The sequence below is a fragment of the Achromobacter sp. GQ309 genome, from assembly GCF_059759315.1.
Genome location: NZ_JCAXDP010000002.1, coordinates 567,038 through 580,333 on the forward strand (window position 1 = coordinate 567,038; position 13,296 = coordinate 580,333).

General features: G+C 66.2%; 12 protein-coding genes. 8 read left to right on the forward strand and 4 right to left on the reverse strand.

Features of this window, described 5'->3' with window-relative positions; translation table 11 throughout:
• Positions 1 to 2: 2 nt before the first annotated feature.
• Positions 3 to 800 (reverse strand): AraC family transcriptional regulator, encoded by a 798-nt coding sequence (locus tag AC6CIE_RS07920; protein ID WP_279974099.1) that lies wholly within the window; start codon positions 798 to 800, stop codon positions 3 to 5.
• A 217-nt stretch (positions 801 to 1,017) separates the two neighbouring features.
• Between AC6CIE_RS07920 and AC6CIE_RS07925 the strand changes: the two genes are divergently transcribed.
• The 3 genes from AC6CIE_RS07925 to AC6CIE_RS07935 are packed head-to-tail and all read left to right on the forward strand — an operon-like array spanning position 1,018 to position 3,348.
• Positions 1,018 to 1,986 (forward strand): Bug family tripartite tricarboxylate transporter substrate binding protein, encoded by a 969-nt coding sequence (locus tag AC6CIE_RS07925; protein ID WP_498091908.1) that lies wholly within the window; start codon positions 1,018 to 1,020, stop codon positions 1,984 to 1,986.
• Positions 1,979 to 2,860: a PhzF family phenazine biosynthesis protein gene (locus tag AC6CIE_RS07930; protein ID WP_498091910.1), complete on the forward strand. Its 882-nt coding sequence runs from the start codon at positions 1,979 to 1,981 to the stop codon at positions 2,858 to 2,860. The genes AC6CIE_RS07925 and AC6CIE_RS07930 overlap by 8 nt, the downstream gene beginning before the upstream one ends.
• Entirely contained in the window at positions 2,848 to 3,348 is a 501-nt protein-coding gene (locus AC6CIE_RS07935) for a RidA family protein (protein WP_498091912.1), read from the forward strand. The genes AC6CIE_RS07930 and AC6CIE_RS07935 overlap by 13 nt, the downstream gene beginning before the upstream one ends.
• Before the next feature lie 89 nt (positions 3,349 to 3,437).
• Here AC6CIE_RS07935 and AC6CIE_RS07940 read toward each other — a convergent pair whose 3' ends face one another.
• Positions 3,438 to 3,989, reverse strand: a complete 552-nt coding sequence (locus AC6CIE_RS07940; RefSeq protein WP_175121857.1) for a Dps family protein — start codon at positions 3,987 to 3,989, stop codon at positions 3,438 to 3,440.
• Between the two features lie 158 nt (positions 3,990 to 4,147).
• On the opposite strand from AC6CIE_RS07940, the gene AC6CIE_RS07945 reads away from it, so the two are divergent.
• Positions 4,148 to 5,326, forward strand: a complete 1,179-nt coding sequence (locus tag AC6CIE_RS07945) for an MFS transporter (RefSeq protein ID WP_498092118.1) — start codon at positions 4,148 to 4,150, stop codon at positions 5,324 to 5,326.
• 1,215 nt (positions 5,327 to 6,541) lie between these two features.
• Here AC6CIE_RS07945 and AC6CIE_RS07950 read toward each other — a convergent pair.
• Both AC6CIE_RS07950 and AC6CIE_RS07955 read right to left on the reverse strand, forming a co-directional pair.
• Entirely contained in the window at positions 6,542 to 6,754 is a 213-nt protein-coding gene (locus AC6CIE_RS07950) for a YbdD/YjiX family protein (protein ID WP_105238611.1), read from the reverse strand.
• A gap of 21 nt (positions 6,755 to 6,775) precedes the next feature.
• Positions 6,776 to 8,863, reverse strand: a complete 2,088-nt coding sequence (locus tag AC6CIE_RS07955) for a carbon starvation CstA family protein (protein ID WP_498091913.1) — start codon at positions 8,861 to 8,863, stop codon at positions 6,776 to 6,778.
• A 314-nt stretch (positions 8,864 to 9,177) separates the two neighbouring features.
• Between AC6CIE_RS07955 and AC6CIE_RS07960 the strand changes: the two genes are divergently transcribed.
• The 4 genes from AC6CIE_RS07960 to tauA all read left to right on the forward strand — a co-directional run bounded on the left by AC6CIE_RS07960 (position 9,178) and on the right by tauA (position 13,262).
• Positions 9,178 to 10,602: a cache domain-containing protein gene (locus tag AC6CIE_RS07960; RefSeq protein ID WP_498091915.1), complete on the forward strand. Its 1,425-nt coding sequence runs from the start codon at positions 9,178 to 9,180 to the stop codon at positions 10,600 to 10,602.
• On the forward strand, positions 10,599 to 11,255 hold the full coding sequence (locus AC6CIE_RS07965; RefSeq protein ID WP_175121861.1) for a response regulator: 657 nt from the start codon (positions 10,599 to 10,601) through the stop codon (positions 11,253 to 11,255). The genes AC6CIE_RS07960 and AC6CIE_RS07965 overlap by 4 nt, the downstream gene beginning before the upstream one ends.
• 153 nt (positions 11,256 to 11,408) lie before the next feature.
• Entirely contained in the window at positions 11,409 to 11,954 is a 546-nt protein-coding gene (gene folE, locus AC6CIE_RS07970; RefSeq protein WP_056316955.1) for a GTP cyclohydrolase I FolE, read from the forward strand.
• A 279-nt stretch (positions 11,955 to 12,233) separates the two neighbouring features.
• Positions 12,234 to 13,262, forward strand: coding sequence for a taurine ABC transporter substrate-binding protein (gene tauA, locus AC6CIE_RS07975; RefSeq protein ID WP_175121862.1), 1,029 nt, complete (start codon positions 12,234 to 12,236; stop codon positions 13,260 to 13,262).
• Positions 13,263 to 13,296 lie beyond the last annotated feature (34 nt).

The following is a 13,296-nucleotide window of genomic DNA, read 5'->3' on the forward strand; positions in this document are numbered from 1 at the left end:
GTTCAGGATTGCGTGGCGATGCCGGTTTCTGATGAAGGATCGACCGCGCGCAGCAGCCGGCCCAGGTGGCCGCTGCTGGAAAAACCCAGTTCGGCGCTGACCCTTGCCGCCGGTTCGCCCATCGCGAGCCGCTGGCGCGCGGCCTGCGCCAGGACCATGCGGCGCAATGAAATCGGAGACTGGCCGTAGGTCTCCATGCAGGCGCGCTGCAGCGTACGGGTGGTCGCGCCGAGCACGCTGGCCGAATCGGCGATCGCCGGCAACGGCTGCCCCGCTTCCAGCCGCTCGCGCAACAGTTCCAGCCATTGCCGCGCCAGCGGTAGCGGCGCCTGCGGCGTAATGATCTGGCCGTGGATCCGGTGCGTCGCATCCAGTTGGGTGATCAATGCCTCCACCAGCATCGGCAACGCCGACGCCGACAATGCCGGCTTCCAGAGCGCATCCAGCATGGCCTGCGCCGCGCCATCCAATTGCAGCACGCCCCCCGCCCGGCAGGCCCGAAGCAATTCCGGGGCCAGATAGAGTTCGCCATGCTGTTGCGAGATGCTTTCGGCGCGCGTGCTGTGCTCGACATGAGACGGCAGCAGCAACGCCTGGCCCCGCACCAGCCGGCAACGGCGGCGGGCGCCGGCCTCGTCCCGCCAGGCGCTGTCCAGGGCGCCGGCCCGCGGCCAAAGCAGCATGGCGCAGTCGTGCTCATGCCAATGGAAGGCATAGCGCGGCTGCCGGCTGGCCGCCAGGGCGAAACCGGTCTGGGCGATGAGGTCCTGTTTGGAGGAAAGCGGGACGGAACGCGACATGGGGAGTGCGGGCGTGTGGTGCGCTGGGCGTTGCCCGGCAGCGGCAAGATTGGGCGTTGGGCCAGTATCGGCGCGCGGCCGTTTTCATGCAAGCCCGGCGCGGGCGCGTGGTTTCCCTTGTCGCGCTTGGGATCGGCTACTGTCGCGTCGCGGTTCGCCGCCAGCTCGGCCGCTGCCTACGATCTGGGTCATTCAACAAACACACAAGGGGAAATCCATGATTCGCACACTTCCGTCGGCGTTGCTGTCCGCCGCCCTGCTTACCCTGCCGCTGGCCAGCGCCCTGGCTCAACCCGCCTGGCCGGACAAGCCGATCACGCTGATCGTCCCCTTCCCGGCCGGCGGCGGCACGGATCTGGTGGTGCGCACGCTGCAGCCGGCGTTGACGCGCGAATTGAAGCAGACCGTGATCATCCAGAACGCCGGCGGCGCGGGCGGCACCGTGGGTTCGGGCCAGGCCGCACGCGCCAAGCCGGACGGCTACACCGCGCTGGCCGTCACGACCAGCACCACCGCGCTTGCCGCCCACCTGTACAAGAACCTGCCGTACAAGCCGGCCCAGGATTTCGATTACATCGGCTTTATCGGCACGTCGCCCTATGTGCTGGCCGTGCAGCCGGCCCTGAAGGCGGCCACACTTGCTGAAGTGGTCGGCGCGTTGAAAGCGCGCTCCGTCGGCACGTATGCGTCGGTGGGCGCCGGTACGGTGTCGCACCTGCTGGGCGAGATGTTCAAGAAGGACGAGAAACTGGACCTGACGCACGTTCCCTACCGTGGCGCGGCGCCCGCCTACACGGATCTGATCGGCGGTCAGGTCGACATCATGTTCGATAACCCCGTGGGCCTGGCGCCCTTCGTGCAGAGCGGCAAGCTGATTGCGGTGGCGACCACCAGCGGTACCCCCATCCTGCCCAACGTCCCCACCTTCGCGGCCCAAGGCATGCCGGCCTACACGCAATCGCTCTGGTACGGCCTGGCCTTTCCCAAGGGCACGCCGCCGGCCATCGTGGAAAAGATGAACGTTGCCTTGAATACGGTGCTGCGGGACCCGGCCATTGCCGCCGACCTGGCCGCCAAGGGCGTGGACGTCAAACCCGGCACGGCAGAGGCGCTGACCCAAACCGTCTCACAAGACCTCGCCTTCTGGGGCGACCTCATCACCAAGACCGGAGTCCAGTTTGACTGACCTTCACCCCAACCTCATCCTCGCCCAGCCTCCCGCCGGCCAGGCGGCCCTGCTGCGCGTATTCGTCGATCCGTCCCAACCCCTGCAAGGCGGAAATCCGGTGCCGTTGGTGCTTGACGCGCGCGGCATGTCGGCGGCCGACATGCAGGCGCTGGCCGCGCATCACTGCCACGAGTCGTCCTTCGTAGTGCCGGCCGACCGCGATGACCACCTGTGCCAACTGCGATTCTTCGTGCCCGGCCACGAAATGGAGATGTGCGGCCACGCGACCGTGGGGACGCTCTGGGCGCTGCGGCAATGGCAACGCTGGAGCACGCCGCGCGCCCGCGTTCAGACCCTGAGCGGCAGCGTGGACATCGAATGGGACGAGGCTGGCAATCGCGCCTGGGTGTCGCAACCTGCCGTCGCCACATCCGCGCTCACGCCCGCGCAGTGCCGCGCGATCGCCACCGTGCTGCGTATCGACCCCGACTTGCCGGGCCTGCACATGATCAATGCCAGCACCAGCCGCGTAAAGACGTTGGTGCGATTGCCGACAGTGGCCGACCTGGATGCCTTGGCGCCGGACTTCGATGCGATGCGGGACATCTGTGAAGCCATCGGCTCAACCGGCCTCTACCCTTATGCGCTGAGCGCGGACGGCGCCAGCGCGCGGCAATTTCCCAAGGCGTCCGGCTACCCCGAGGATGCCGCCACCGGCATCGCCGCCGCAGCCTTGTGGGGTTACCTGAACGAGACGGGCAGCGTGCCGGCGGACGGGGTATACACGGTCCGCCAAGGCGTGGCCATGGGCTCGCCGTCGGCGATCCAGTTGCGCCGGCGCGCGGACGCCCCCGGCTGTTGGCTGAGCGGCGAGACGCAATGGATACGGTGACCGCTGGCGGCACGCCCGACTCGCGGCTGGCTGCGGCCGGCTGGCGCCTGCCTGCGGCGCCCGTTCCGCGCGGCGCCTATGCGCCCTACCACTTGGCGGCACTGACCGGCGCAACACTGGTCTGCATCAGCGGCCAGGCCAGCCGGCGGGACGGCACACCGATCGTGGGGATATGCCGGCCTGGCGCCGATCTGGACGCCGCCCGCGCCGCCTGTGCACACGCGGCGCTGAGGGCGCTGAGCGCCCTGCGCGAAGCCTGCGGCGGCAATTTGGACCGCGTGCGCGCCGTGCTGCAATTGCGCGGCTATCTGCGCAGCGAGGCGGAATTTGAAGACCACAGTGCGGTGCTGGACGGTGCATCAGCAGTGCTGGAAGCGGCATTCCCGCATATGCCGCGTCCGGCACGCAGTGCGGTGGGAGTAACCAGCCTGCCCGGCCGCAGTTGGGCGGAAATCGAAATCAGCGCGCTGCTGGACGACCGCGGCTGACCCGCCAAGCCAACCCGCCCGCGCTGTCGGGCGGGCGGCACTGATACGACGATAACGGTACGGCTGCCCCGCCGCTTCGGCGGCCAGACTCAATGCCCCGTCGCGTCACCCTGACGACTGGCTTCGAACAGGAACCACGTGCGCCGCTCGGTCTCGTCGATCCAGTTTTCGATCAGGCTGGAACTGGCGATGTCGCGATGCTCGTCGGTGACGTTGTGGGCTTCGCGCAGCGCGGCCGCCAGGACCTTGTTGTCTTCGCGCAGTTCGGCCAGCATGTCCAGCGGCTGCACGTAGTCGGCGTCGTTGTCGGCAATGCGCTGCGACCGCGAAATATGCCCGATGGACCGCAGCGTGGTGCCGCCAATCTTGCGGATGCGTTCGGCGAGGGGGTCGGTCATGGCGAACAGCTGATCACCCTGCTCGTCCAGCAGCAGGTGGTAGTCCCGAAAGTGGGGACCGCTGATGTGCCAATGAAAGTTCTTGGTCTTCAGATACAGCGCGAACACGTCGGCCAGTATCTGGTTCAGCGCGGCGGAGATATCTCGGGTGGCCTCAGCGGCGAGGTCGGTGGGCGTCGCCAGCGGCGCCTTGCGGCGGTCCTTCAGCGCCTTGGTGGTCTTCTCATTCAGTTTCTTGGCCATGAATCGCAGCTTTTGATTAGAAATCGGAAAACACGTTCGCGGCGCACTTGCAGCCGGCCGCGAGGCACAGCGTAAATCTCCGGCTGCGCTTTGCCAATGGCCGGCACAACGAAGGAGTATGCTACGCCGCTTCGCATCTCCCAGCTTCCCTCACCACCATGCGCGGCAATCCCGACGCCAGGCAAGGCGCCATCGCGTTGCACGGGTTCTATTTCCTGTACTACGGCTTGCAGGGCGTAAGCATCCCGTTTCTGCCGTTGTGGTTCGCGAGCCGGGGACTGGACCCGGCGCTGATCGGGCTGATCGTCGCCACGTCGTTCCTGCCCAAAATCCTGTCGACGCCGATCGTGGCGCACGTGGCGGACCAGACAGGCCGCGCCCATGCGTTGATCGCGTCGGCGCTGGCGGCATCGCTGGCGCTTTTCCTGTGTTACCCGTTCAGCCAGAGTTCAGCTTGGCTGCTGGCAATCACGTTGCTGCTGAACGCGGTGTTTCCCGCCGTCCTGCCGCTGATGGACCGGATGGCGATTGCAAGCGGGCGGGGACAAGGCAATTCCTATACGGTGATGCGCGCGTGCGGGTCGCTGGGATTTGCGACGGTGACGGTGGCGGGCGGCTATCTGATCAAGACGTTCGACACGGACTGGGTGATGTGGCTGTCGATCCTGCTGATCGTCGCGTGCCTGGCGTGCGTGCGCCTGTTGCCGAGGGCAGCACGGCCGGCGGCGGTTGACGCCCCCGTCGATCGCGTACGCCTGCCGATGCGAGAGGTCCTGCGCGACCGCCCTTTGTTGATGTGCATCGCGGCCGCGTCGCTGGTGCAGGCGAGCAATGGCTTTCTGTATTCGTACTCCACGCTGCATTGGACCGCGAACGGGTTGTCGACGGCGATGATCTCGCTGCTGTGGGTGGTGGGGGTGACCAGCGAAGTTCTGTTCTTTTTTCTAGCGCCGCGCATTTTGGCTCGCACGGGTGCGCAATGGCTGATTCTGACATCGGCCGTCATGACCGCCATTCGCTGGACGGGACTGTCCGCCACCACGGATCCTGCGATTATCGCGGGCCTGCAATTGCTGCAATGCTTCACCCTGGCGGGCAACAACGCCGCGATCATGTGGTACATCACTCGCCGCGTACCGGCGGCATGCAAAACGTCCGCCATCGCCCTCTACGCCATGCTTTCAGGCGGCGTCTTCATGTTCGCCAGCATCCAGCTGGGCGGCGCTTTGTACCGGGCCTATGCACCTGGCGGATTCCTGGTCATGGCGATATGCGCTGCCGGAGCAGTGCCGCTGGTGATTTATTCGGAGAAGCTGCGGGAGCGGAGTACGGAGTGACGGCAGTATCTTTTTCGAGATTTCTATATCTACGCATGTGATTTTTTGGTTTGTGTTTTTGGGGTTTGACGGGTGCGGATTGCTGGCGATGGTCGGCGTTCTTGGGACGCCCGGCGCGGCGTGGGCCTGGGGTGGGCGGGGCTCCGATTGCGGTCCGGAGCCTTCGCTCCGGACTGCCCCGTGCTCAACCTCGTCCGCCTTCGGCTCCCTTCGGTTTCCGCCGGGCGCATCTAAACGCCCCGCCCACCCCAGGCCCACGCCACACCGGGCTCGAATTGCTTGATCTTTGCGGGCGCTGGGGCGAGTTGGGTTCTTTAGGTTCTTGCATACGGCGGGGTGGTCGAGAAGCGTCTTGCGGTGCCCGCCCCCGGGCGGCCGCGCGGGCGGCCTTCGTGGGCTTACGCGCTGTCTTACGTCGTGGCGATGACGCTTCGCGTGTCGCGGCTTCTGGGCGAGGTGTCTGACACCCTCGTGAGATGGGCGTCATGCTGAGTTCACCTCCACAGGGTGTCAGACACCGGCAGCAGCAACCACCGGCTCATTTGTAAGACTGATTCGGGTGTCTGACACCGGCAGCAGCACCCCCGGCACATTTGTAAGACTGATTCGGGTGTCTGACACCCGAATCATCAGCGCCATTTCATCTGCTATCCATTAATCGTCAAGTGAGCTCCAGTGCCCGGGCGGCGCGCGTACGGGTCGGCAAGCTGACATTGACCGTCGCCGCGCGCCGCCCATCACCGCGCCCTCCCCGCATTGGAGCGCCCTTTAGCAATCACCTCCCCGCCAGCGCGCAAGCGCACACCGCCCCGACGTCCCACCGCCCATATGCCGGGTTGCCGCCGTCCGGGCGGCAGCAACCCGGCGACCCCGCAGATCTCCTGCCCTGCACACAGGTCTTGTAGCGCGCAAACCAAAGACCCTGGTAGCACGGCGTCGCGGTCACCGGGGAGGCGAGCGCCGTCGATGCGCCCGAGGGAATCTGAAGGCAGTCGCCGAAGGCGACAACGAAGATGACGACGGGGGAGTCCGGAGCGAAGGCTCCGGACCGCAATCGTGGGCGATCGCCTCCCCGGTGACCGCGGCGTCGGGCGACCTACGAAGTCCGTAACGCCCACGAAAAACCTGACGCTACGAAGTCAGCGACGCCCCAGAAAAAACCAACGTCCAAACAAAAAAAGGCCCTGCATCAGCAAGGCCTTCCATCCAAAACACTCAGCAGCACCCAATCCGCTTCTTCCCCCCGTATCGCGCCTCCTGGCGCTCCCGGAAGAAATCCTCATAGCTCATTGGCTCCTGCTCAGGATGCGTCCGCCGCATATGCTCGACATACGTCTCGTAATCCGGCACGCCCACCATCAACCGGAGCGTCTGCCCCAGATACCGGCCGGCGGCGCCGGCCGCTGAAGTCATATTGCTGAACAGCATGCGGCTTCTCCTGGATGAAGGTCAGTCCGCGCCAGCCGCAGCGGCTGCGGGCAGCGATTCGTAAGGCGTTTCGCGGGACGTCGGCTTGTTCACGTTGCGGGCGCGCTGCACCGACTTCAAGCCGAACACCACGATGCTCACCACGACAAAGATGAAGATCGCGCACAACCCGGCGTTGATGTAGTCGTTCATCACCACCCGCGACATCTCGCCCAGCGACTTCGCCGGCGCCAGCACCTTGCCTTCGGCAATCGCGGCGTTGTACTTGTCGGCGTGGGCCAGGAAGCTCACGCGCGGGTCCGAATGGAACAGCTTCTGCAGACCGGCCGTCAGCGTGCAAGCCAGCAGCCAGAGCGTCGGCAGCACCGTCACCCACGCATAGCGGTCGCGCTTCATCTTAAACAGCACCACCGTGCCCAGCGTCAGCGCAATCGCGGCCAGCATCTGGTTGGCGATGCCGAAGAGCGGCCACAGCGTGTTGATGCCGCCCAGCGGATCCACCACGCCCTGATACAGGAAGTAGCCCCACGCCGCCACGCACAGGCCCGTGGCGATCAGGTTGGCCGGCAGCGAATCCGTGCGCTTGAGCGACGGCGCGAACGTGCCCAGCAGATCCTGCAGCATGAAGCGGCCCGCGCGGGTGCCGGCGTCAACGGCCGTCAGGATGAACAGCGCTTCGAACAGGATGGCGAAGTGATACCAGAACGCCATCATGCCCGGACCGCCCAGCGCCTGATGCAGGATGTGGGCCATGCCCACCGCCAGCGTCGGGGCGCCGCCGGCGCGCGAGATGATCGTGCTTTCGCCTACGTCCTTGGCCGTCTGCACCAGATCGGCCGGCGTGATCACGAAGCCCCAGCTCGACACCACCTGGGCGACCTGCTCAGGCGACGTGCCGATCACGGCCGCCGGGCTGTTCATTGCGTAGTAGATGCCCGGCTCGATCACGCAAGCCGCGACCAGCGCCATGATGGCGACGAACGATTCCATCAGCATGCCGCCGTAACCGATGTAGCGGGCCTGGGTTTCGTTCTCGATCAGCTTGGGCGTCGTGCCCGAGGAGATCAGCGCGTGAAAGCCCGACACCGCGCCGCAGGCGATGGTGATGAAGAGGAACGGGAACAGGTTGCCCGACCACACCGGACCGGTGCCGTCGACGAACTGCGTCAGCGCGGGCATCTTCAGTTCGGGGGCCACGACCACGATGCCGATCGCCAGACCGACGATCGTGCCGATCTTCAGGAAGGTCGACAGGTAGTCACGCGGGGCCAGCAGCAGCCACACGGGCAGCACCGAGGCGATGAAGCCGTAGACGATCAGGATCCAGGTCAGGCCCTTGCCGTCGAAATCGAACATCGGGCCGATGACCGGATGCGCGGCCACGTCCTGACCGAACGTGATGGCCGCCATCAGGCCGACGAAGCCGATGATGGAAACTTCGCCGATCTTGCCCGGACGGATGTAGCGCAGGTACACGCCCATGAAGAGCGCGATGGGAATGGTCGCGGCCACCGTGAAGGTGCCCCACGGCGAGTGCGTCAGCGCCTTCACGACGATCAGCGCCAGCACGGCCAGGATGATGACCATGATCATGAACGCGCCGAACAGCGCGATCACGCCCGGGATCTTGCCCAGTTCCGACTTGACCAGGTCGCCCAGCGAGCGGCCGTCGCGGCGGGTCGAGATGAAGAGGATCGTGAAGTCCTGCACGGCGCCGGCGAACACGACGCCGGCCAGGATCCACAGCATGCCGGGCAGGTAGCCCATCTGCGCGGCCAGCACCGGTCCGACCAGGGGGCCCGCGCCGGCGATGGCGGCAAAGTGGTGGCCGAACAGCACGTGCTTGTTGGTGGGCACGTAGTCCAGGCCGTCGTTGTACTTCCAGGCCGGCGTCATGCGCGTCGGGTCAAGCTGGAAGACCTTGCGCGCGATGAAGCGGCTGTAGTAACGGTAGGCGATGAGATAGACGCAGACGGCGGCAATCACCACCCATAGCGCGTTGATGGTCTCCCCTCTGGCCAGCGCCACGGTGCCCAGCGCAAACGCGCCCAGTACCGCAACCGCCAGCCAGACCAGGTGCTGACCCAGTCCCTTACTGCTGGTGTGCATAAGTGCTCCTCTTGCCTCCCGCCATGCTCTTGGCGTGAAACGCTTTTTTCGTCCCGCGGAAGGCAGACTCATTGTTGTGGGGTGGCGGACGCACGCGTCCGCGCTGCGTCAGGTCGACGCGGGCGCCAGTATTGCGCTCTGGCCATCGCGCCAACAAGCGCGGAACTACGCAAGCGAGCTACGTGTTACTACGTCATGCGCCGCAGCAAATTTCCGTGGAAACCGTAAAATCTCCGAACTTTCCGCGTTCCCGCCTCGATACCCTTCCGGTTGATGCGTCGCAGCAAATTCGCTTCGGCCTGATACAAATCCTTATGAAGCTGCGTCTCAAAATCTTGCTGCTTGCGGCAGTCCCGCTGCTGGTGGCCGTCGCCGCCATCACGGTCGCCGTCTACGTGCAGGGATTGCAGTTGGCGCAGCGCGAAAAACAGGTGGTCGAAACCGCCTGGCTCGCCAGCAAGGAAGGCGAGCTGCGCCATTACGTGAACCTGGCGTACAGCGCCATCGCGCCGCTGCAGGCCGCAGGCGACGACGCGGCGACGCGCCAGCGCGCGCTGGACCTGCTGGCGCAGATGGAGTTCGGCCACGACGGCTATTTCTTCGTCTATGACCTGCAGGGCCGGAATCTGATGCATCCGCGCCAGCCCGAGCTGGTCGGGCAAGACCTTTGGAACCTGCGCGACACCAAGGGCCAGGCCGTCATCCAGAACCTGCTGACGGCCGCCCGGCGCGGCGGGCAGCAAGGCGAGGTGGTGCATTACCTCTGGGAAAAACCGTCCACCAACCAGACCGTTGAAAAGCTCGGGTACGTGGTGGTGCTGGAACGCTGGGGCTGGATGCTGGGCACCGGCATCTACCTGGACGACGTGCAAGAGGCCCTGGTGCGCATCGACGCCGCGGCGCAGGCCAATATCCGCGACATGTTCGCGTGGGTGGCGGGCATTGCGGCTGTATCCATCCTGGGCGTGGCCGCCTGTGGTCTGGCCCTCAATATCAGCGACCATCGCCAGTCCGACGCCAAGCTGCGGCTGATGGCGCGCCAGATCGTGCGGTCGCAGGAAGACGAGCGCGCCCGCCTGTCGCGGGAACTGCACGACGGCATCAGCCAGGTGCTGGTGTCGGTAAAACTGTCGCTGGAGGCCGCCCGCGAGCGGCTGCGCCAGTCGCACTCGGACGATTCGCGCGCGCTTGCGCACATCGACACGCCGCTGGGCGGCGCGCTGGACCGTCTGAACATGGCGGTGGGCGAGGTCCGCCGCATTTCGCACAATCTGCGCCCCACCCTGCTCGATGACCTGGGCCTGCCCGCCGCGTTGGAGCATCTGGGCCGGGAATTCGCCATCCGCCCCGAGGACGGCGCCCCGCCGCTGGCGGTGGACCTGCACACGGTCGGCCAGCCAGTGAAGCTGCCCGACGCCTACGCGACGGCGCTGTTCCGCGTGACGCAAGAGGCGCTGACCAACGTCATGCGCCATGCCGGCGCCACGCGCGCGGATCTGACGCTGGCGTATTCGGCGCGCGATTTGCGCCTGACCGTCACCGATGACGGCTGCGGCTTTGACGACGCCGAGGTCCAGCAGGACCCGCATCGCGGCATCGGCCTGCGCAACATGCGCGAACGCATGAGCGCGCTGTCCGGCACCCTGACCTTTCATTCCACCGCGCAAGGCACGACCTTGCAGGCCTGGCTTCCCCTGCCGCCTCCCGGCGGCCCCCATCCGACGCCTCCCCAAGCATGATCGACAAACCCGACGCCGTCCGCCTTCTGCTGATCGATGACCACCCCCTGGTGCGCGACGGCCTGCGCCTGCGCCTTGAAACCGTGCCGACGTTGCGGGTAGTAGGTGAAGCCAGCAACGCCGCCGCCGCGCAGGCTTTTCTGGCCGCCTGCATGGCTGAGGATCCGCAGGGCGGCACCCTGCCCCATCTGGCGCTGATGGACCTGAACATGCCCGGCGTCGGCGGCCTGGAGCTGACGGCGCTGCTGCACGAGCGCTATCCGCAGATCGCGGTGCTGGTGCTGTCCATGCACGACAACCCCGAGTACATGGTGCAGGCGGTCAAGGCCGGCGCCCGCGGCTATCTGCTCAAGGACGAGCCCGCGCAGGAGATCATCACCGCCATCGACGCCGTCATGGCCGGCCGCAGCTATTTCAGCGCTGCAGCGGCCGTGCGGCTGTCGCAGGCCAGCGCCCTGGCCACGTTGCTGACGCACCGCGAGCGCGACGTGCTGCGCCACATCGCCGACGGCCATGCCAACAAGCAGATTGCGCAGACGCTGGGATTGTCGGTGCGCACCGTCGAGACGCACCGCCTGAACATCAAGCGCAAGCTGGGCATCGACGGACAGGCCGAACTCATCAAGTACGCGGTCGAAAACCGAGGCGTCTGAACGCGGGAAATACCCCCACACGCCACGGGTAAGCCCGCGGTCCGCCTGCCGCGCTGAGGTAGACTTGCGACACCTACGCATTACGCCCAGCGTTACGCCACGCATCACCCTTTGCATCACTGCGCGCCAGAGGGCGCGCCGCCAGGAGTCCCCATGTCATTGGAAAAGCACTACACCGCCATTCTCGAAGCACTAGGGGAAGATCCGTCCCGCGAAGGGCTGGCCGACACGCCGGCCCGCGCCGCCAAGGCCATGCGCCACCTGTGCCGCGGCTACGACCAGAACCTGGAAGAAATCGTCAACGGGGCGCTGTTCACGTCGGACACGCGCGAGATCGTCCTGGTCAAGAACATCGAGCTGTACTCGCTGTGCGAGCACCACATGCTGCCCTTCATCGGCAAGGCGCACGTGGCCTACCTGCCGGCCGGCAAGGTGCTGGGCCTGTCCAAGGTGGCCCGCATCGTCGAGATGTACGCGCGCCGCCTCCAGATTCAGGAAAACCTCAGCCGCCAGGTGGCTGAAGCCGTGCAAAGCGTCACCGGCGCGGCTGGCGTTGCGGTCGTGATCGAGGCGCAGCACATGTGCATGATGATGCGCGGCGTCGAAAAGCAGAATTCCTCCATGGTCACGTCGGTGATGCTGGGCGAATTCCACGAAAACCCGTCCACGCGTGCGGAGTTTCTCAGCCTGATCCGCTGATCGGTGTCTGACACCCTGGTGGCACAGCCGTGATCTGACGGCGCTCTCTGCAGGTGTCAGACACCTTGCCAGCCATCTCATCCTTTTGGCGCATATCGCGGGCCCGCCCGCTGCGACGACGATGCCCGTTCGGGCATTGGCGGCGCAGCCGGCGGGCCCGGTTGCTTTTGGCACCTACTGATCCGGACATCTGGCCCTAGCGTTCTGGTCCCATCCGGGCAAACTGGCACCAGCAAGCCGGTCGCGCCGGGGCGCGGCCGTTCTCTCCCGGAGATCTCCATGAACGCGATATACCGCCTGATTCGCCGCTGCACCCTGGCCGGCCTGGCCGCCGCGCTACTGGCTGCGCCCGCCTACGCGCAGACCAAACTCGTGGTGGGCTACCAGCTCATCGTCGGGCCGTTCCTGTCCGCCATCGCGGACGGCAGTTTCGACAAGGCCCTGAAAGAGGCCGGCTACCAGGTGGACTGGCGCCAGTTCACCTCGGGCGGCGACATCTCGACCGCCCTGGCCTCGGGCAACGTGCCGGTCGGCGTGCTGGGATCGACCGGGATCACCTCGGCCGCCACACGCGGCGTGGACATGCAGCTCTTCTGGATCCTGGACAACATCGGCAAATCCGAAGCGCTGGTGGCGCGCAACGGCTCCGGCATCAACAGCACCGCAGACCTGAAAGGCAAGCGCATTGCCACGCCGTTTGTGTCGACGTCGCACTTTCACTTGCTGGTCGGGCTTGAGCAGGTGTGGAAGGTGCCGCCGCGCGACGTGCGCATCCTGAACATGCAGCCGCCGCAGATCGTGGCCGCCTGGCAGCGCGGCGACATCGACGCCGCCTACGTCTGGCCGCCCGCGCTGACCGAGATCGCCAAGACCGGCAAGATCATCGCCGACTCCGAACAGATCGGCGCGGCCAGCGTGCCGACCTTCGACGGCATCGTGGTGGACAAGGCCTGGGCGCAGAAGAACCCGAAGTTCATGGCCGCCTTCACGGGCGTGCTGGCCAAGTCCTACGCTGACTACCGCGCCAACAGCGCCAAGTGGACGGCGGATTCGCCGCAGGTCAAGGGCATCGTCAAGCTGATTGGCGGCAAGCCGGAGGACATCGTCGAGGCACTGGGCCTCCTGGTCTTCCCGACGGTGGAAGAACAGGCCTCCAAGACCTGGCTGGGCGGCGGCAAGGACTCGGGCGCCGCGCGCGCCTTCGCGGCCAGCGCCAAATTCCTGAAGGACCAGAAGCAGATCGACAAGGCACTGGACGACTACAGCCCGTTCGTGACGGACCAGTACGCGAAGGCGGCCGCGAAGTAATTCACGCGACCCGTCCGACCCGGCCCGGCGCCAC